17 protein-coding genes are annotated in these 18,929 nt (G+C 64.7%); 12 read left to right on the plus strand and 5 right to left on the minus strand.

From position 1 onward, the window contains the following. Positions 1-15: 15 nt before the first annotated feature. From arcA to A5906_RS16760, 4 genes are all read right to left on the minus strand, one after another. Positions 16-1,281: an arginine deiminase gene (arcA, locus tag A5906_RS16745; RefSeq protein ID WP_080136469.1), complete on the minus strand. Its 1,266-nt coding sequence runs from the start codon at positions 1,279-1,281 to the stop codon at positions 16-18. A gap of 14 nt (positions 1,282-1,295) precedes the next feature. After that, positions 1,296-2,729, minus strand: a complete 1,434-nt coding sequence (locus A5906_RS16750) for a basic amino acid/polyamine antiporter (protein ID WP_080136470.1) — start codon at positions 2,727-2,729, stop codon at positions 1,296-1,298. A 166-nt stretch (positions 2,730-2,895) separates the two neighbouring features. Continuing rightward, the gene (locus tag A5906_RS16755) at positions 2,896-5,961 is read right to left on the minus strand and encodes an efflux RND transporter permease subunit (RefSeq protein WP_080136471.1); all 3,066 of its coding nucleotides are present in this window, start codon (positions 5,959-5,961) and stop codon (positions 2,896-2,898) included. Then, positions 5,958-7,040, minus strand: coding sequence for an efflux RND transporter periplasmic adaptor subunit (locus A5906_RS16760; RefSeq protein WP_080136472.1), 1,083 nt, complete (start codon positions 7,038-7,040; stop codon positions 5,958-5,960). The genes A5906_RS16755 and A5906_RS16760 overlap by 4 nt, the downstream gene beginning before the upstream one ends. Before the next feature lie 333 nt (positions 7,041-7,373). Between A5906_RS16760 and A5906_RS16765 the strand changes: the two genes are divergently transcribed. Then, positions 7,374-7,877: a DUF1269 domain-containing protein gene (locus tag A5906_RS16765; RefSeq protein ID WP_080136473.1), complete on the plus strand. Its 504-nt coding sequence runs from the start codon at positions 7,374-7,376 to the stop codon at positions 7,875-7,877. 19 nt (positions 7,878-7,896) lie between these two features. On the opposite strand, the gene A5906_RS16770 is transcribed toward A5906_RS16765, so the two are convergent. After that, the gene (locus A5906_RS16770; protein WP_080136474.1) at positions 7,897-8,607 is read right to left on the minus strand and encodes a Bax inhibitor-1/YccA family protein; all 711 of its coding nucleotides are present in this window, start codon (positions 8,605-8,607) and stop codon (positions 7,897-7,899) included. A 222-nt stretch (positions 8,608-8,829) separates the two neighbouring features. On the opposite strand from A5906_RS16770, the gene A5906_RS16775 reads away from it, so the two are divergent. The 11 genes from A5906_RS16775 to A5906_RS16825 all read left to right on the plus strand — a co-directional run bounded on the left by A5906_RS16775 (position 8,830) and on the right by A5906_RS16825 (position 18,913). Next, a complete protein-coding gene (locus tag A5906_RS16775; protein ID WP_245326757.1) occupies positions 8,830-9,102 on the plus strand; it encodes a DUF6894 family protein in 273 nt (90 codons plus the stop codon). Between the two features lie 154 nt (positions 9,103-9,256). Next, positions 9,257-10,690, plus strand: coding sequence for a basic amino acid/polyamine antiporter (locus A5906_RS16780; RefSeq protein ID WP_080136475.1), 1,434 nt, complete (start codon positions 9,257-9,259; stop codon positions 10,688-10,690). Positions 10,691-10,720: 30 nt separating this feature from the next. Further along, positions 10,721-10,960 carry a hypothetical protein gene (locus A5906_RS16785; protein ID WP_080136572.1) on the plus strand — a complete coding sequence of 80 codons (240 nt, stop codon included), beginning with the start codon at positions 10,721-10,723 and terminating at the stop codon, positions 10,958-10,960. Between the two features lie 29 nt (positions 10,961-10,989). Further along, complete coding sequence (locus A5906_RS16790) at positions 10,990-12,108, plus strand: AI-2E family transporter (RefSeq protein WP_080136573.1); 1,119 nt, start codon at positions 10,990-10,992, stop codon at positions 12,106-12,108. An 8-nt stretch (positions 12,109-12,116) separates the two neighbouring features. Beyond that, complete coding sequence (locus tag A5906_RS16795; protein WP_080136476.1) at positions 12,117-12,716, plus strand: hypothetical protein; 600 nt, start codon at positions 12,117-12,119, stop codon at positions 12,714-12,716. After that, positions 12,717-13,199, plus strand: coding sequence for a DUF992 domain-containing protein (locus A5906_RS16800; protein ID WP_080136477.1), 483 nt, complete (start codon positions 12,717-12,719; stop codon positions 13,197-13,199). 112 nt (positions 13,200-13,311) lie between these two features. Then, positions 13,312-13,890: an HdeD family acid-resistance protein gene (locus tag A5906_RS16805; RefSeq protein ID WP_080136478.1), complete on the plus strand. Its 579-nt coding sequence runs from the start codon at positions 13,312-13,314 to the stop codon at positions 13,888-13,890. Then, positions 13,887-14,201 (plus strand): twin-arginine translocation signal domain-containing protein, encoded by a 315-nt coding sequence (locus tag A5906_RS16810; RefSeq protein ID WP_080136479.1) that lies wholly within the window; start codon positions 13,887-13,889, stop codon positions 14,199-14,201. Before A5906_RS16805 ends, A5906_RS16810 begins: the two co-directional genes overlap by 4 nt. Before the next feature lie 39 nt (positions 14,202-14,240). Then, positions 14,241-14,483, plus strand: a complete 243-nt coding sequence (locus A5906_RS16815) for a hypothetical protein (RefSeq protein ID WP_245326758.1) — start codon at positions 14,241-14,243, stop codon at positions 14,481-14,483. A 39-nt stretch (positions 14,484-14,522) separates the two neighbouring features. Beyond that, positions 14,523-15,764: an efflux RND transporter periplasmic adaptor subunit gene (locus A5906_RS16820; protein WP_080136481.1), complete on the plus strand. Its 1,242-nt coding sequence runs from the start codon at positions 14,523-14,525 to the stop codon at positions 15,762-15,764. Beyond that, on the plus strand, positions 15,761-18,913 hold the full coding sequence (locus A5906_RS16825; protein WP_080136482.1) for an efflux RND transporter permease subunit: 3,153 nt from the start codon (positions 15,761-15,763) through the stop codon (positions 18,911-18,913). The genes A5906_RS16820 and A5906_RS16825 overlap by 4 nt, the downstream gene beginning before the upstream one ends. The last annotated feature ends 16 nt before the right edge of the window (positions 18,914-18,929 follow it).

Below are 18,929 nucleotides of genomic sequence, written 5' to 3' on the forward strand. Positions count from 1 at the left end.
GCAGATCGCGCGCGCCTAGTAGTCAACCGCGTCCCTGGTGATCGGGCAGGTCATGCAATGACCGCCGCCGCGCCCCCGCCCGAGTTCTGCGCCGACGATGGTGATCACCTCGATTCCCTCTTTGCGCAGCAGCGTGTTGGTGTAGGTGTTGCGGTCGTAGGCGAACACGACGCCGGGGGATGCGCAGACTAGATTGGCGCCACTGTCCCACTGGGTTCGCTCGCGCAGATAAGCGTTCCCGCCGGTCTCCACGACCCGCAGCTTCTTCAGGCCGAGCGCTTCTGCGACCACGTCCACGAAGGGCTTCTCTTCCTTCCACAGCTCGAGGCCGGCGGAATTGTCCGCCGGGCGATAGGAGAATGCCGTAATGTTGTTGACGATATCGGGATAGAGCAGCACGCAATCGCGATCGGCGAAGGTGAAGACGGTGTCGAGATGCATCGCCGCGCGGAGTTTCGGCATCGCGGCCACGATCACCCGCTCGGCCGCCTTCTTCTTGAACAGCGCCGCAGCAAGCTGGCTGATCGCCTGCCGCGAGGTCCGCTCGCTCAGCCCGATCAGAACGTTGCCCTTGCCGATCGGCATCACGTCACCACCTTCCAGCGTGGCGAGGCCGTGATCCTGCGTCGGATCTCCCCACCAGACATTGACCTTGCCGGCGAAGTCCGGATGGAACTTGTAGATGGCAGCGGCGAGGATCGGCTCTTCATGGCGCGCCGGCCAGAACAGCGAGTTCAGCGTCACGCCACCATAGATCCAGCAGGTGGTATCGCGCGTGTACAGCGTGTTCGGGAGAGGCGGCAGCAGATATTCGGTCATGCCCGCCGCCTCCCGGATCAGCCTGAGCATCTCGCCGCCATGGGCCTCGGGAAAATCGTGGGTCGACAGTCCGCCGATCAGCGTCTCCGCCAGCTCACGAGGCTTGAGGCTTTCCAGATAGCCGCGCAGCTCGTCGATCAGCCCGAGCCCGACCTGATTGGGAACCACCTGGTTATCGAGAATCCATTTCCTTGCCTCCGGAATGGCCACCGTGTCGGAGAGCAGATTGTGCATCTCGACGACGTCGATTCCGCGGTCGCGCATCTTCTGCACGAAGTCGAAGTGATCGCGCTTGGCATTGTCGACCCACAGCACATCGTCGAACAGCAAGGTGTCGCAGTTGGTGGGCGTGAGGCGCTGATGCGCACGGCCCGGCGAGCAGACCATCACCTTGCGCAGCTGGCCGACTTCCGAATGAACACCGAACGGGATCCTTGAATCCGATGCCTGCGCTGTCGCCATGGGAGATGCCTCGCCTAGATAGTGATGTAGCCGGTGGCCAGGCCATGAATCCCGACCGCGGCGCCGATCACGGCCGCGATGAAGATGACCCAATCGATCGAAGTGAAGATTCTCGCCTTCTGCTGGAGGCGCGCCCAGAAATACAGCACCGTGCCGGGGGCGTAGAGGATTGCCGACAGGAGCAGATATTTCATCCCGGCGGCATAGATCAGGAACAGCGTGTAGACGACGGCGATGCCGGTGAAGATCAGGTCGCGTCGCCGTGCGCCCGGGCTCTTTTCATAGGTCTCCCCCCGCTTGACCAGCAAGAGCCCGTAGGCGGCGACCAGGAAAAACGGAATGAGGTTCATGACGCTCGTCAAATTGAGCATCAGCGCGAAGGCATCCCGCGACCAATAGGTGCTGATGACGAACAGCTGTACGACGATATTGGTGAGCCACAGCGCTGCGGCCGGCACCTTGTTGGCGTTTTCGGTGCCGAACACGCGGGGCATATCCCTGGTCCGGCCGGCTGCGGAGAGCACCTCGGCGCAGATCAGCGACCAGGCGAGATAGGCTCCGAGCACCGAGACCAGAAGTCCGATGCTGACGAAGACGGCGCCCCAATGTCCGACCACTGCCTCCAGCACCGTCGCCATCGACGGCTGCCGCGCATCCGCGATCTCGGCACGCGGCAGCACGGCATAGGGCAGCATGGTCACGAGCACCATGAGGCTCGTGACGACCGCGAAGCCCATGATCGTCGCGATACCAACATGGGACCGCTCCTTGGCGTAGCGGGAATAGACGCTGGCGCCCTCGATCCCGAGAAAGACGAACACCGTGACCAACATGGTCGCACGGATCTGATCGAACAGACCTTTGTCCGGCATCCCCTCGCCGCCCCAGAAATTGGTGCGGAACAGGTCGGCCTTGAAGGCAAATGCCAGGATGACGATGAAGATCAGGATCGGCACGATCTTAGCGATGGTGACGATGGTGTTGATCGCGGCAGCCTGTTGCACGCCGCGCAGGATCATGAAATGGAACAGCCAGATCCCGATCGAGGCGACGATGATCGCGGTGACCGTATTGCCGTCACCGAACACGGGAAAGAACGCGCCGAGCGTGGACTTGATCAGGACCCAGTAGGACACGTTGCCGATGCAACTGCCGGTCCAGTAGCCGAGCGCCGACAGGAAGCCGGGATAGTCGCCGAAACCTGCCTTCGCGTAGGCGTAGACACCGGCATCGAGGTCCGGCTTTCGCTCAGCCAGGGTCTGGAACACGCGCGCCATCGTGTACATGCCGCCGCCTGCGATGCACCATGCGAGGATGGCGCCAAACGGGCCGGTGGCGATGCCGAACGTTCGCGGCAGCGAGAAGATGCCCGAGCCGACCATGGAGCCGACGACCATTGCCGTCAGTGCGAACAACGAAAGCTTTTGGGCCGTTGGCGTCGCAGTCATGGGAAGACCTCGAACCGCGAACGATGACCGGTGCCTTCGACGATATCTTGGACGACAGTCTTGGCCGGCCTGCTCATTCCGAGGCCGAACCATGCGCCCTGGCATGAAGGCGGCCTATCAGGTGATCACCCAGTCGGAGTCCGGGATTACCCTCACGGAACGACGCTCAAGCAGCGCCGGCCGAATCCGAAGTCGTGACCGGTTCTTTTCCGCCCGACCAGGCCACGTACAAGGTCGGCAGAAAGACGAGCGTCAGGACGGTTGCGACCAGCAGTCCCCCCATGATCGCAAAGGCCATCGGCCCCCAGAACACGGTCGGCGCAATCGGAATCATGCCGAGGACAGTGGAGATCGCCGTCAGCATGATCGGACGAAAACGCGAGCTGCTGGCATCGACCGCGGCCTCCCAGGGTCCCTTTCCTTGAGCGCGTTCGGCCTCGATCTGCCCAATCAGGATCACCGCGTTCTTGCTGATCATGCCGAGCAGCGCGAGAACGCCGAGGATGGCGACGAATCCGAGCGGCTGTCCCGACAGCAGCAGCGCCGCGACGACGCCGATCAGACCAAGCGGTGCCACGCTGACGACCATCAAAAGCCGCGGGAAGCTCTGCACCTGGAGCATCAGAACAGTGAACATGACGAACAGCATCACCGGTACGACGGCCATGACGGACGCCTGCGACCTCCGGCTCTCCTCCACAGTGCCGCCGACCACGACATCGTAGGACGGCGGCAACGTTGCCCTCAGCTTGGCGATGGCGGGCGCCAGCGCATTGACGATCCTCTCCGGCAGTACCCCGTCGGGAATGGCAGCCCGCACCGTCAGGGTGGGCACGCGGTCGCGGCGCCAGATCAAGGGGAATTCCTGATCGTATTCGAAAGAGGCAAACTGGCTCAGCGGAACGGTCCGCCCACCGGGGATCGGCACCTGCAGCGTTCGCAAGCTCGCCAGCGAGACACGGTGTTCGTCGGTGGCCCGGGCCACGACGTTGACCAGATAGATATCGTCGCGAACCTGTGTCACGGGGGTACCGGAGACCACGGTATTCAGGACGGTGGAGACCGCCTGCGAACTCAAGCCGAGAAGGCGCGCCTCATCCTGATTGACGCGGATGCGCACCTGGCGTTCCGGCTCCATCCAGTCGAAGTTCGTGCTTCTGGCACTCGGATCGGAGCCGAGGATCCGCGCCACCTCGAGGGCGATGTCACGCACGCGCTCGACGTCGGGACCGCTGACGCGATATTGCAGCGGCCATCCGACCGGAGGTCCGAGACCGAGCGGCGAAACCGACGAGATCGCGTTCGGGAATTCATCCGCCAGGAACCGCTCCAGCTTTGCGCGCAAGCGCTCGCGCGCCGCAACATTTCTGGCGACGACGACGGCCTGGCTGAAGAACTCGTTCGGCAACTCGACGCTGAGCGGCAGATAAAAGCGGATCGCGCCACGGCCGACATTGGTGCTCCAATGACCAACGTCGGGATCACCGGTCAGCGTCTCGTCCAGGCGCCTGGCCGCGGCTTCGCTGGCGAAGATCGAGGCGTTCTGCGGCAGGCTGATGTCGACGAGCAGCTCCGGCCGGTCGGACAATGGGAAGAACTGTTGCGGAATCAGGGGGAGTGCGAGCACGGATGCGACGAAGAGCGCCGCCGTCCCGCCCAGCGTCAGCCATCTGGCGCGGATCGCCAGCACCAGAAGGCGCCGATATAGCCGGAAGACCGCTCCGGGAGCGGCAGCGCCCGTCTGTTTGGGCGGCCGAAGGATGGCGACGCCCAGCAACGGCGCGAAGATGACCGCGACGAACCACGATGCCAGCAGCGCGATCGCAACCACCACGAACAGCGAGAAGGTGTATTCGCTGGCGGAGCTGGCGGCAAAGCCGACAGGAATGAACCCGGCGATGGTCACCAGCGTCCCGGCCAGCATGGCGAGCGCATGGGTGCGGAAGGCGTAGCTCGCGGCCACCATCTTGCTTTCGCCGAGCGCCAACCGGTTGAGCGTGGCATCCGTCGTCGTCATGGCGTCGTCGACCAGCAGCGCCAGTGCGATGATGAGGGCACCGAGGGATATTCGCTGCATGTCGATGCGGAGTAGCTCCATGCTCGGAAACACGATCGCAAGGGTGAGCGGAATCGCCAGCGCGATGACGAGGCCGGGGCGGAGACCGAGGCTGACGAAGCTCACCGCGAGAATGATGGCGATCGCCTGTACCAGCGAGGTCATGAACTCGCCGATCGCCTTGTCCACTACGACGGCCTGATCGGCAATCAGGCTCGGTTCGATACCGATCGGCAGGTCGGCGGTGATCGCCGCCATCGCGGCTTTGACGTTCCTGCCGAGGGCGAGGATGTCGCCGCCGTCGCGCATGGCGATCGCGAGCCCGATTGCCGGATGGCCGTTGATCCGGAACAGCGGCTGCGGCGGATCGGCATAGCCGCGCCGCACCGCCGCAAGATCGCTCAGGCGGAGCATGCGGCCACCGGCTGCGAAGTTGATGCCGGCGACGTCCTGCTCGGACTGGAAGCTTCCCGACACCCGAAGCGAAATTCGCTCGGCCCCGGTCTGGATCGTCCCGGTCGGCATCACGACATTCTGAGCCTGCAGAGCGGCGATCAGGGCGGTCCGATCGACGCCGAGATTTGCGAGCTCCTTCTTGGAGAATTCGACGAAGATCACTTCGTCCTGGGCACCCAGCAGCTCGATTTTCGCAACGTCTGGCACGCCCAGCAGGCGCGATCGAATCGCCTCGACCCGGTCGCGCAGCTCGCGCTGGGTAAAACCGTCGCTGGTGAAGCCGTAGACGATGCCGAACGTGTCGCCGAAATCGTCGTCGAACGCCGGGCCGACAATTCCGACGGGAAGCGTGTGGCGGATATCCCCGATGGTTTTCCTCACCTGATACCAGGTATCGGAGACATCCCTCGCGTTGGCGCTTCCCTTCAAATTCACGAAGATCGTAGTGAGGCCGGGCCGGGTGAAACTGCGCAGGAAGTCGAGATGCGGCGTCTCCTGCAACTGACGTTCGAGCCGTTCCGTCACCTGCTTCATCGTGTCTGCGGCCGTCGCCCCCGGCCACGCCGCCTGGACGACCATGGTCCTGATGGTGAATGCAGGGTCCTCGTTCCGGCCGAGCCGGACATAGGACAGTGCGCCGGCGAGCACGGCGACAAGCATGAGATAGATGACGAGCGAGCGGCGCTCGAGCGCCCATTCCGAGAGGTTGAAGCCGGTCATGGCTCCGACCCGAGAATGCGCACCTTCTGGCCGGGGTGAAGCGCCTGGACGCCCGCTGTCACGACGATTTCGCCAGCGTCGAGCCCTTGCGAGATGATGACCTGCGCCTGATCGAACCGCAGCACATCGACGTTCCGGACGGAGACCGTCTTGGTCGAGGGATCGAGGATCCAGACGGCCGGCTGCCGGTTCATCCTGGTCAGCGCTGTTGCCGGAATATCGATCATCGGTCCGGCGCTCGCCTCGGCGCGACCGACCACCGTGGCCCCCAGCCGCATCGCGGCGGGGGGATCGGTGAGCCCCACCCTCACCTCGAAAGTCCGCGTGACCGGGTTCGCCTGTGCGGCAACCTGCCGGATACGCCCGTGCGCGCTCACTGCCGGATCGTCCGTCAGGCTGACGGTCACTTGCAGATTGGCGGGAGCCGCGCGGATCAATTGGGCGGGCACTTCGAAGATCGCATCGCGGCCATCCTGCCGCGCAATCCGCGCAATGGTCTGTCCGGCCTGGATCACCTCGCCGGCGGCCGGCCCCGTCTCGATGATCTTGCCCGGCGCATCGGCCCGCAATTCGGTGAAGTTGACCTGGTCGTGGGCGGCGCTCAACTGGGCCTCGGCGGCGTCGACCTGGGACTGCGTCGTCTGTTGCGCCTGCGTTGCCGCCTCGAAATTGGCGCGTGTGGTCCATCCCTGGGCGAGCAATGTCTGCTGGCGTTCGAAATGATTGCGTGCCTGGGTGAGCTGTCCTTGCGCCGCGGCGAGAGCCGCTTGCGCCTGACGCAGCGCATTCAATTCGTTCTGCGATTCCAGTTGCGCCAGAAGCTGGCCGGCCTCGACGCGATCGCCGAGCCTGATGTTGTTCGCGAGCAGCCGCCCGGAAATTCGGAACGCGACGCTCATCTCGTCCTCGGCTTCGATATGTCCGGTGAAGACGAAGGGCGTCGGCGACTCCCGTTTCTCGATTGTTGTCGTGCGAACCGGGCGTGGCGCCGGTGCGATGTCGCTGGCAGCGTCCCTTTCACAGGCCGCCAGCAGCAGCGCGGCCGCGCCTGCAACAACCATCATCCTGAGCGTCGGCATGAGGTGATCACCGATCGACTTCACCAGACATGATTTTGCCGAGCAACCATCGTCCTTGTATCGGTAAATCTACTGAGCGCCCGCGGATACAATCGTGATCGACGCCTCCTGCCCGAGACATGATCGACCGACGCGCGGTGCAGGTGATCAGGCAATCATCCAGTAGCGAGAGCCTCACGCGCCGCCCAACCTCCAAGGCGGGGCGCTGCTGCAGTGCCTATTGGGACATTCATCCGCCGGGGGCAGGGTTTCCTCTGATCCCGGAGGCGGCGCACGCGGGATACCGTCGCACCAGCATTGCGGTCCGCATTCTCGATCCAACGGGAGGTCTCCATGTCCGATCTGGTCGCGATCGTCTATCCGTCCGAGGCAAAAGCCGAAGAAGTGCGTCAGCGGCTGCTCAAGCTGCAGAAGGAATATCTGATCACGATCAGCGACGCCGTGATCGCCGTGAAGTCGGATTCGGGTGGCATCAAGCTCAATCAGCTCGTCAACACCACAGCCATGGGCGCGATGACCGGGAGCTTCTGGGGCCTCCTCATCGGAGTCCTCTTTCTCAATCCGATCCTCGGGGTCGCGGTGGGCGCCGCGTCGGGCGCGCTGGGTGGCGCGCTCTCCGACTTTGGCATCGACGATTCCTTCATGAAGAATCTGTCGGGGAGTCTCCAGCCCGGTAACGCCGCCTTGTTCGTCCTGATCAAGCATATGACGGCGGACAAGGTGATCAAGGAAATCAAGGATGCCGGCGGCGTCGTGCTCAAGACCTCGCTCGACGAGACCAAGGAAGCGGCGCTGCGCGAGGCGCTCGCCAGTAGCGTGGAGCGGCCGGCGGCCTGAGCCGCCGCGCTCCGGCGTCTCAACGGCGGCCGCCCGCAAGTCGCAGCAGCATCAAGAACAGGTTGAGGAAATTGAGATAGAGCGACAGCGCGGCAACGACCGACTTGCGGCCCGCGACGGTGTGGTCATCCGAGATGTCGTACATCCCCTTGATCCGCTGGGTATCGTAGGCCGTCAGGCCGGCAAACACGCCGACGCCCACGATCGAGATCAGCCAGTCGAGCGCGGTCGACCCCAGGAACAGGTTGACCACGCTCGCGACGATGATTCCGATCAGGCCCATGAACAGGAAGGTGCCCAATCCGGAGAGGTCGCGCCGGGTGGTGTAACCGAGGAGACTAAGCGCCCCGAACATCGCGGCCGCGATGAAGAAGACGCGGGTGATCGACGAACTGGTATAGATGTGCAGCAATATCGAAAGCGATACGCCGACCAGCGCCGAATAGACGAAGAACAGGATCCGCGCCGTGGACACCGACAGTGTGTTGATGCGTGAGCCGATGAAGAACACCAGGGCAAGCGGCGCCAGGATGAAGACCCACATCAGGGGACTCTGGAGCAACTCGGGGCCGATGGCCTGGTAGGTCACCCAGGCAACGACGGCGGTCAAGCCGACACCGGCCGCCATGTAGCCGTAGATCCGCAGCATGTAATCGCGCAATCCGGCATCCACCGCGGTCAAACCGCCGGCAGCGTCCGTGGCCGTCAGGTTGTGATCATAGTTCGACATCGCTCGCCTCCTTTGGCACTCGCCGCGTGAGGTCACGCTAGCCCTTGAATCTGCCGACTGACATCGGACAATCTCCCGATGGCCGTCGGTGAAAACCACCCTCCTCCCATCCAATCGCCTGCGGCGCCAGAGCGGTTCCGCAGCAGCAGTGCATTACCAATCCGCAACTCGGGAACCTCCGTCTGCCGCCCTTAAGTCTTTTGGCGGAGGCACCTTACACCGTTGTCACTGGAAGCCGGCCGCGGTCCGGCCTATTCCGCGCGCATGCGCTTCTTCTTCCATATCGCCGACAAGTACGGTGTCTCGACCGACGGGATCGGATGCGAATATGCCGAGCAGGACGCAGCCGTTCTGCATGCCAGCCGCCTAGCCGCCGAGCTGGCAAAGGCCGGCGAATTCTTCCGTGGCAGTGTCGTGCTCGTTGCCCGGGCCACGGGGTCCCTCTCCCGCTCTGCGAGCGAGGAGAGCGCCGCCGCCTTGCTTCGCAAGGGCTGACACTGTCCGCACCTGGCGCTCCACGCTCCCGCCGATTTCCTGCCTTGCTCCCTACAGAGAATCCCTGATGGGCGCACGGGGTGCGGACCTCTAAGGTCTTCGCATGAGGCGGCCGTTGCAACTGCGGCCGTCTCGGATTGGAAGGCCATCCGTCATGGCGGCGAACGAGGCCGATCAGAAACTCTCGCGCAACGCGCTGATTGCGCTTGTGATCGGGTCGATGGTCGGCTCCGGCATCTTCGCATTGCCGGCCCAGTTCGGACGCACCACCGGCGCTCTCGGCGCGATCATCGCGTGGATGATTGCCGGCACCGGCATGCTGACGCTGGCCTTCGTGTTCCAGTCGCTGTCCCGGCGCAAGCCGGAGCTCGACGCCGGCATCTACGCTTACGCCAAGGACGGCTTCGGCGACTATATCGGCTTTGCCTCCGCCGCTGGCTATTGGATCGGCTGCTGCCTCGCCGACGTCGCCTGTCTGATCCTGATCAAGGCTACGCTCGGGCAGTTCTTCCCCGTCTTCGGCGACGGCACGACGCCGGTCGCGATCGCCTCGGCGTCCCTGTTGTTGTGGAGCGTCCATGTCCTGGTGCTGCGCGGCATCAAGGGGGCAGCCGCGCTCAACACCGCCACGACCTTCGCGAAAATCATTCCGATCCTGCTGTTCATCATCGTGGCCGCGATCGCCCTGAACGGCGAATTGTTCTCGGAGAATTTCTGGGGTGCGGAGCGGCCGGACGCGCGGGACGTACTGGCCCAGGTCCGCGGCACGATGCTGCTCACGGTGTTCGTCTTCGTCGGAATCGAGGGCGCAAGCGTGTATTCGCGCTATGCCAGGACGCGTTCCGACATCGGCATCGCGACGGTCACCGGCTTCCTGACGGTGCTCTGTCTCCTCGTGCTCGTGACGCTCCTGTCCTACGGCATCCTGCCGCGGGGTGAGCTCGCAGGTCTGCCGACACCGTCGATGGCGGGCGTGATGGAAGCGATGGTCGGCCGCTGGGGCGGCGTGTTCATCAGCATCGCCTTGCTGATCTCGATCCTCGGAAACTACCTGTCCTGGTCGCTGCTTGCGGCCGAGATCCTGCACTCGGCGGCGGTCCAGCGCACCATGCCGGCCTTTCTCGCGCGCGAGAACGCGCACAAGGTGCCTGTCGGCGCACTCTGGCTCACGAATTGCGTGATACAGGCATTTCTCCTCGTGAGCTGGTTCGCCGAATATGCCTTCACGCTCGCGCTGAAGATGACGAGCGCGATGACGCTGATCCCGTATCTTCTCGTCGCGGCGTACGGCCTGAAGCTCGCATCGACCGGCGAGGCGTATCATGCCGGCGGGCGCACCCGCACCACCGACGGAATCGTTGCAGCGGTGGCGACGCTCTACGCGGCCGGCATGATCTACGCCGGCGGCCCGAAATTCCTCCTGCTGTCCGCAATTCTCTACGCGCCGGGAACGTTGCTGTTCCTGATCGCCAAGCGCGAGCGCAAGGAGAGGCTGTTCAGGCCGATCGAGTCCGTCCTGTTCGGCGCGATCGCGATCGCGGCAGGCGCCGGGATCTATGGGCTGGCTGTCGGAGCCATCTCGATCTGACTGATCGTCGCTGACCGCATGGAGGCGAGTATGAACATCTGGACCGTGTATCGCAGCTTGATGCTGGGCGCAGTGGTGGCCGTCGTGTCACCATCGACCATTTGCGTGGCACAGCCGAAGGACGGCACCGTCGCGGCACCGAAGCAGACCGGCGCGGCCGCGCCAGTCGACGCCAGACCCAACACCAATACGAATCCGTTCAAGCATCGCTATTGGCGTCATCGTGGCGGCAAGCATCCGCATTACGGCAGCCGCCGCGTTCGCACCTGAGGCATGGCCACATGGCGGCGGACCGATCAATGAGCGATCCCAGGATCGGACCAGAGCGGGTGCGCGGGGTCGTTCTGCACGAGAGCTCCGTCGACCAATCCGAACAGGCCGGAGGGCCGCGCCTGCTCGCGATCGGCCTCACTTTGCTCGCCGTAGCCGTTGCCCTGTTCCTGGTGTGGCAAACGGTGTCCAGCCTTCTCATCGTCTTCGCGGGGGTACTGTTCGCCGCCTTCCTGGATGCCGCAGCGCGCGCCCTGGCGCCGGTCCTCCCGCTCAGCCGCATCTGGCGCCTGACATTCGTTCTCATGCTGCTCTCGGCCTTGTCGGGCTTTGGACTGGTTTGGGGCGCCGGCAAGCTGCCAGAGCAGACGCGCCTGCTGCTGAAAGTCATGGATGCACAGGTCGATATTCTTCAAGAACACTTGTTGTCCTATGGCGTGGACCTGCTCGGACCGGAATGGGGGCGCGACTTCGCCCAATGGCTGTTCGCCGATCAGGGCCGGTTCCTCCGCCACGCGCAATTCCTGCTGGGCGGCGCCTCAAGCCTCCTGACCGGCGTGCTCGTGGTCGTGTTCCTCGGTATTCTCTTTGCCTTCGATCCCACCAGCCACCGCGAGAGCCTGGTCGTGCTGGTCAGACAACCCTATCGCGCTCGCACGCGCGCCGTGATGGACGAGATCGGCAACGTCATGCGGCTGTGGTTCGTCGGCCAGTTGATCCGCATCATCCTGATGACTCTCTGCGTCTGGCCCGCGCTCTATCTCATCGGACTTCCGGGGCCGTTCCTACTGGGTCTGCAGGCGGGCTTGTCGAATTTCATCCCCTATCTCGGGCCGATCGTCGCCGCGATCCCGATCGCGCTGGTGGCGATGCCGCTCGGCGCCTCGCTGCTGATCTGGGCCGTCGCCGTCTACACCATCATCCAGTCGATCGAGGGCTACGTGATCGGCCCCCTGATCCAGCGCCGGGCGGTCGAGACGCCCCCAGCCTGGACGCTGGTTGCGATCGTCCTGCTCGGCGCCCTGTTTGGCGTCATGGGCATTGCGCTGGCGATGCCGCTCGTCGCCGTCGGACGGGTCGCGATCATCCGGTTCTACGTCGAGGACTACCTCGGCGACCGCCGCGAGCCGACCACGGAAAATTCATGAGACCCGCCATGAGCGAAATCGATGCACAGCCACGCGATGTCCCCGAGCCTCCCCCGACGCACGCAGGGGCAGGCCATTTTCTCTGGCAACAGCTTCCGTATGCCGTAGCGCTGCTGCTCGCCATCGCAGGCGTCGCCTATACGAACGTCTCGCACCAACCGCTCGTCGGCTATTGGGAATTTTTGGCGCTTGCCATCGGCGTGGTCTGCGTCATCACCAAATGGCCGGAGACGCAAGGCAGGCAGATGCGTATCCGCCTGATATGGACCCAGGCACTGCACTGGATCGCGGTCCTGATCACGATGAACATCATGCTGGTCTCCGGGGTTCAGCAGATGCTCCCGACGCCGGCGACCGGTCTCGTGCTGCTGACGCTGCTCGCGCTCGGCACGTTCCTTGCGGGCGTGAGTCTTCTGTCGCTGCAGATCGCCTTTCTCGGCCTTGCGATGGGCGCGGCCGTCCCGGCGATATCCTGGCTGAAGCAGTCCATCTTCTTCTTCCTGCTCGGCGCCGTGCTGCTGATCGGCCTCGCGATCTCGTTCTGGCTGCGCCAGGACGGTCGCCCTGCGGGCGCAGCGACCAGAGCCCAACACCAGACGGAGGCTTGAATGCGAACATTGCGATTTGTTGCGGCCATCTGCGCGTTGACCGTTCTTTGCACCACCGTGTCCGCGCGCGCCGAGAGGTTCAGGATTGGCAGGCTGCTGTGCTTCTCCGAACCTCGCGTCGGGTTGGTGCTCGGATCGACACAGGCGATGCGCTGCGTGTTCACCGGCCTGCGTCCGCCACGGCAATACGTCTACGAGGGAAGGATCAGGCGAGTCGGGCTCGATCTTGGCGTGACCAGCGCCGGTACACTGTCCTGGGCGGTCTTCGCCCGGAATTCGCGGATTGGCCCTGGCACGCTCCGCGGCAGCTATGTCGGCGCGAGCGGCAATTTTGCATTGGGTCCGGGCCTCGGCGCCAATGTCCTGATCGGCGGCTCGAGGCGGAGCATCATGCTGCAGCCGATCTCGATCGAGAGATCGATCGGGCTCAATCTCGCGGCCGGCGTGACCCATCTGACATTGGGGCCGCGCGGGCCGCAATAAGGATGCGAACATTCCCCGCCGGTGGCTCAGGGTTTCGTCCGATGTCGGCGTGACAGGTTCGCCGCTAGGCTTCACCGTCTGTCGTTGGAACCATTGTTGTCCGGAGGATCGCATGACAGCCTATGACAGCCGATCCGGTATCGACGTGCTGGGCCCTCCGCCCCTCTGGGTCTGTGCTCTCCTCGGTGCCGTCCTGATCGCCGCCGGCTTCTTTGCACTCGGCGACCTCGCCTTTGCCACCATCATCAGCGTCAAGTTCATCGGACTGACCGCGATCGCCGCCGGCGGATTCGAGATCGCGCATGCGTTCTGGACCAAGGAATGGGGTGGCTTCCTGTGGCGGATCGTTCTCGGCGCCCTTTACCTCGTCTTCGGCCTCATCCTGCTGACCCAACCGGCCTCCGGCGCACTGATCCTGACCTATTTCCTCGGCGCGGTGCTGTTCGCGTCCGGCGTCATCCGGTGCGTGCTGAGTTTTGCCTACTGGCATCTGAACGGTTGGATGATGCTGATCTCCGGCATCTTCGCCGTCATCGCCGGCGTGCTCATCCTGTTCAGCTTCCCCGACATCAGCGTCTGGGCGCTTGGCTTCCTGCTCGGTGTCGACCTGATCTCGCATGGTCTTGCGTGGTTGCTCTACGCGCTGCAGTCGCTGCGGACGGCCGAATTACAAAGGAGACAAGCACAATGAATGCTCCCAACCGCCGTGCCTTCCTCGGTCTTGCAACGAGCGCCATTGCCGCGGCCGCGATCGGCACCGTCGGCGTTCGCCTCATCGGCGTCGCGGAGGCGATGCCGGTCGACCCCGATCCCGGGCGGGCCGGCGGGTCAGCGATCCCTGTCATGCCGGCGCAGTGGGGACCCGGTCCGGGTTGGGGCCCGGGCTGGGGCGCGCCGCCACCGCGTCCCGGCTGGGGTCCCCCACCGCCGCGTCGTCGCCGCCGCCGCTGGGTTTGCTGGTGGCATCGCGGCCGTCGTCATTGCGGATGGCGCTGGCGCTAGGACACTTGCCGAGCCCTTGCCAAGGTGATGGAGGCAATCGTGCGCAACAACTACCAATGGGTCTTCGCCGCCGTGCTGGCCGCACTTCTCGTTGCCGCGACCTGGTTTTGCGTATCGGTCTGGCGCTCGACGCCGGCGATGCCGGTCTACGGCAATGTCATCCTGGCCGGGGCTGCGGTCCTCGTCCTGGTGTCGGGCTGCGGCCTGATCGCACTGATGTTCTACAGCCATCGCAAGGGCTACGACGAACCCGCACGCAGCGACAGGACCGCGCGGAAGTGACCCGGTCCGCCGTGCCGAGCCTGGAGCAAGGAGCGGACGATGAACCTTGCCGACGTCGCGATCCGACTGCTGGCGGCAGATCTCATGATCGCGCTGGCCGGCGGGGCTGCCCGGACGCAGCCTGCCGCCGCCGTGCCTTCAGTTGGAATCGTCGAAGCGACACGGCGGCCGATCACCGAGAGCAGCGAGTTTCTCGGCCGCATCGAGGCGATCAACCGGGTCAACGTTGCCGCCCGCGTCACCGCCTTTCTGGAACAGCGGCTCTTCAACGAGGGCGCCGAGCTCAAGAAGGGTGACCAGCTCTATCGCCTCGAGCGCGGTCCATTCGAAGCCGATCTTGCCGCAAAGAAGGCGCAAGTGGCGCAGCTCGAGGCGACGCTGGAGAATGCCAGGCTGACAACGGAGCGCGCACGGACCCTGCTCGGAGGACCGGCCGGGCAGCAGTCGACCTATGACGCTGCGATTGCAAACCAGCGCAGCCTGGAAGCCCAGGTGCAGGCCGCGCAGGCGCAGGTCCAGGCCTCGCAGATCAACCTCGACTACACCGTGATCAGCGCGCCGATCGACGGCAAGATCGGACGCACGGCGGTGACGGAAGGCAACATCGTCAGCCCGTCCTCCGGCGTGCTGACCACGATTGTCAGCCAGGATCCGATGTACGTCACCTTTCCGGTGCCGCTGCGCCAAGGGCTCGAGCTGCGCGAGCGATACGGTCCGCAAGGCGGCCTCGAGGCGGTGGTGATCCGATTGCGGCTGCCCGACGGCCGCATGTACGGCCAGTCCGGCAAGCTGAACTTCGTCGACAACAGCATCGCACAGAACACCGACACGATCACGGTGCGGGGCGAAATCGCCAATCCGATCCTGCGCGCGCCGTCCGCGGCAGGCGTCATCGCGCACGAGCTGACCGATGGTGAGTTCGTGACCGTGGTGCTCGAGGGCGTCCAGCCGATCGAGGTGCTGGCGATCCCACGCTCGGCGGTGCTGTCCGACCAGCGGGGCGACTATGTTCTCGTGGTGGGCACGGACAACAAGGCCGAGCAGCGGCGCATTCAGCTCGGACAATCGACCCCGACGATCGCCGCGGTCATCAATGGGCTAGCGGCTGGCGACAAGGTGATCGCCGAGGGCCTGCAGCGGGTTCGTGCCGGCCAGACCGTCGCTCCGGATCCGGCGAGCGCACTCATTCTGTCGAGCATGAAGGGCGCACCGACCGGGCCGGCGCCACTGGCCGACCACGCAACCCGTGCCCCGACGCGGCCGGCGGACGGCAGCCCATGATATCGGACGTCTTCGTCGATCGCCCGCGGCTGTCCATGGTGATCGCTTTCATCATCACGATCGCCGGCGCGCTGGCGATGACGCAGATTCCGGTAGCGCAGTTTCCGGATATCGTTCCGCCCCAGGTCACCGTGGCCGCGACCTTTCCCGGCGCCTCGGCCGAAGTGGTCGAGAGCAGCGTGGCCCAGCCGCTGGAGGCTCAGGTCATCGGCGTCGACCGCGCGCTGTACATGAAATCGACCAGCGCCAACGACGGCAGCTACACGCTGACGGTTTCGTTCGCGCTCGGCACCAATCCCGACATTAACACCGTCAACGTCAACAACCGCGTGCAGAGTGCGCTGTCGCAATTGCCCACGGAGGTGCAGCAGCAGGGCGTGACGGTGCAGAAGCGGTCCTCGTCGATCCTGCAGTTCCTGGTGCTGTACAGTGCCGATGGCCGTCAGGATCCGCTCTTCATCACCAACTACGCGATCATCAACGTGCTCGACGCGATTGCCAGCACGCCCGGGGTCGGCCAGGCCAATCTGTTCGCCAGGATGAACTATTCGATGCGGATCTGGTTCGATACGCAGCGGCTCACCAGCCTCGGCCTGACCCCGGCGGATGTGATCGCCGCAATTCGCACGCAGAGCGTCCAGGCCCCTGTCGGCCGTATCGGCGCGCGGCCAATCAGCAACGATCAGCAGTTCCAGTTCAACGTGCAGACACTGGGCCGCCTCGCCACCGTCGATCAATTCGCAAGCATCGTGCTGCGCTCCAATCCGGACGGATCGTCGCTGCTGGTGAAAGACGTCGCCCGCGTCGAGATGGGGGCGCAAAATCTCGACAGCGAAGCGCGGATCGACGGACGCGCCGCTGTTCCGGTCGCGATCTATCTCGCGCCGGGCGCCAACGCGGTGACCACCGCGCGCGCGGTGGCACAGACGATGCAGCGGCTGTCCGCCCGGTTTCCTGCAGGCCTCAGCCATCTCGTGCAATACGACTCCACGAGTTTCGTCCGCGACACGATCGCGGAGGTGTTGCGGACGCTGGGCGAGGCGTTCGTCCTGGTGGTGGTCGTGGTCTATTTGTTCCTCGGAAACCTCAGAGCCACGGCGATCCCGGCCATTGCCGTACCGGTCAGCCTGGTGGGCACCTTCGCCGTCCTGCTCACTTTCGGCTATTCGGCCAACACGGTGTCCCTGCTCGCCATGGTGCTCGCCATCGGTATCGTCGTCGACGACGCCATCGTCGTGGTGGAAAATGTCGAGCGCGTCATGGCGGAGGAGCCCGACCTGTCGCCGCCGGAGGCCAGCAAGAAGGCCATGAGGCAGATCACCGCGCCGATCATCGCCATCACTCTGGTGCTGCTATCGGTGTTCGTCCCGATCGCATTCATCCCCGGCATCTCGGGCACGCTGTTCCGTCAGTTCGCGGTGACGATCAGCGCCGCCATGATGATCTCGGCATTGAACGCGCTGACGCTCTCGCCGGCGCTGTGCGCCCTGCTGCTGCGCCACGGCGGCCCGCGCCGCGGCCTCATCGGCCGCGTGCTCGGCGGAATCGACTGGGTGCGCGATCGCTACAGCGACGGCGTCCGCCACCTGGTGCGCATGGCCTCCTTGTCGCTCCTGCTCGTGGCGGTCTTTGCCGGCAGCATCTTCGGCCTGTCGCTGGTCACGCCGACGGGATTCCTGCCGGAGGAGGATCAGGGCGCCTTCTTCACCTCGGTGCAATTGCCCGATGGCGCATCGGTGGCGCGGACCAGCGCAGTCACGCGGCAAGTCGAGGACATCCTGAAACAGATGCCGGCCGTCGACCACGTCCTGGCCGTGATCGGCTTTTCGCTGCTCGACGGCGCCTCAGAGCCGAACAGCGCGCTGGTGGTGGCGCGGCTGAAACCCTTCGCCGACCGAAAGGCGGCGGCGGATTCGGCGCAGGCGCTGATCGCCAGGATGTTTGCAGCCGGCGCGCAGATTCGACAGGCCAACGTGCTGCCGTTCAACCTGCCGCCGATCATCGGGCTCTCGACCGGAGGCGGATTCGAATATCAGTTGCAGGCGCTGGAGGGACAGACTCCAGCCGCAATCTCCAGCGTGACGAACGCGCTGATCGGCGCCGCCAATGCCGACCCAAGGCTTGCGCGCGTGTTCTCGACATTCACCGCGACCAACCCGTCGCTCTATCTCGATATCGATCGCCGCAAGGCCCAGGCGCTGGGCGTCACCGTTAGCGACATCTTCACCGCGCTCCAGGCCACGCTCGGCGGCATCTATGTCAACAATTTCAACCTGTTCGGCCGGACCTGGCAGGTTAATCTTCAAGGCGAGGCGTTCGACCGGGCCGACACCTCGGACATCTGGCGGATCTATGTGCGCAACAGCACCGGCGAGATGGTGCCGTTGCGATCGCTGGCCGGGCTGAAGATCGTAACCGGACCGCAGGTCATCACCCGCTACAACAACTACCGCTCGGTGACCGTCAACGGCAGCCCGGCGCCGAACATCTCCTCGGGCACCGCGATGGCTGCCATGACCGAGATCTCCGATGCCGTGCTGCCGTCGGGTTACACCTTCGCATGGACCGGCACCGCCTATCAGGAACAGCAGGCCGCCGGCCAGACCGGCATCGTGCTGATGCTGGCTGTGCTGTTCGCCTATTTGTTCCTGGTCGCGCTCTATGAGAGCACGGTGATCCCCATCCCCGTGCTGCTCTCGGTCGTCGTCGGCGTGCTCGGATCCTATCTCGGCATCAAGATCGCCCGGCTCAATCTCGATCTCTATGGCCAGATTGGCCTCGTGGTCCTGATCGCGCTCGCCGCCAAGAACGGCATCCTGATCGTCGAATTCGCGAAGGAGCAGCGCGAGGCGGGCATGGCGCTCGATGAGGCCGCCGTCCAGGGCGCCCATATGCGCTTTCGCGCCGTCATGATGACCTCGGCCGCCTTCATCCTCGGCCTGCTGCCGCTGGTCGTCGCGACGGGCGCTGCAGCGCTCAGCCGCCGCGCGGTGGGCACGGCGGTATTTGCCGGCATGCTGGCCGCAAGCTCGATCGGGATATTCCTGGTGCCGATGCTCTACGTGGTCTTTCAGCGCCTGCGCGAGCGCGCGAAAGCCGCCTTCAAATCAAGCCATCGGCCGAACTCGCCCGATCGCAATGCAATCTAGACGGGCTTCGTCGAGG

Source organism: Bradyrhizobium sacchari (assembly GCF_002068095.1).
GTDB classification, from domain to species: Bacteria; Pseudomonadota; Alphaproteobacteria; order Rhizobiales; family Xanthobacteraceae; genus Bradyrhizobium; species Bradyrhizobium sacchari.

Coding starts and splice junctions, on each gene's coding strand:
- arcA (WP_080136469.1), bottom strand. CDS start 1,281: ATGGCGACAGCGCAGGCATCGGATTCAAGGATCCCGTTCGGTGTTCAT.
- A5906_RS16750 (WP_080136470.1), bottom strand. CDS start 2,729: ATGACTGCGACGCCAACGGCCCAAAAGCTTTCGTTGTTCGCACTGACG.
- A5906_RS16755 (WP_080136471.1), bottom strand. CDS start 5,961: ATGACCGGCTTCAACCTCTCGGAATGGGCGCTCGAGCGCCGCTCGCTC.
- A5906_RS16760 (WP_080136472.1), bottom strand. CDS start 7,040: ATGCCGACGCTCAGGATGATGGTTGTTGCAGGCGCGGCCGCGCTGCTG.
- A5906_RS16765 (WP_080136473.1), top strand. CDS start 7,374: ATGTCCGATCTGGTCGCGATCGTCTATCCGTCCGAGGCAAAAGCCGAA.
- A5906_RS16770 (WP_080136474.1), bottom strand. CDS start 8,607: ATGTCGAACTATGATCACAACCTGACGGCCACGGACGCTGCCGGCGGT.
- A5906_RS16780 (WP_080136475.1), top strand. CDS start 9,257: ATGGCGGCGAACGAGGCCGATCAGAAACTCTCGCGCAACGCGCTGATT.
- A5906_RS16785 (WP_080136572.1), top strand. CDS start 10,721: ATGAACATCTGGACCGTGTATCGCAGCTTGATGCTGGGCGCAGTGGTG.
- A5906_RS16790 (WP_080136573.1), top strand. CDS start 10,990: ATGAGCGATCCCAGGATCGGACCAGAGCGGGTGCGCGGGGTCGTTCTG.
- A5906_RS16795 (WP_080136476.1), top strand. CDS start 12,117: ATGAGCGAAATCGATGCACAGCCACGCGATGTCCCCGAGCCTCCCCCG.
- A5906_RS16800 (WP_080136477.1), top strand. CDS start 12,717: ATGCGAACATTGCGATTTGTTGCGGCCATCTGCGCGTTGACCGTTCTT.
- A5906_RS16805 (WP_080136478.1), top strand. CDS start 13,312: ATGACAGCCTATGACAGCCGATCCGGTATCGACGTGCTGGGCCCTCCG.
- A5906_RS16810 (WP_080136479.1), top strand. CDS start 13,887: ATGAATGCTCCCAACCGCCGTGCCTTCCTCGGTCTTGCAACGAGCGCC.
- A5906_RS16820 (WP_080136481.1), top strand. CDS start 14,523: ATGAACCTTGCCGACGTCGCGATCCGACTGCTGGCGGCAGATCTCATG.
- A5906_RS16825 (WP_080136482.1), top strand. CDS start 15,761: ATGATATCGGACGTCTTCGTCGATCGCCCGCGGCTGTCCATGGTGATC.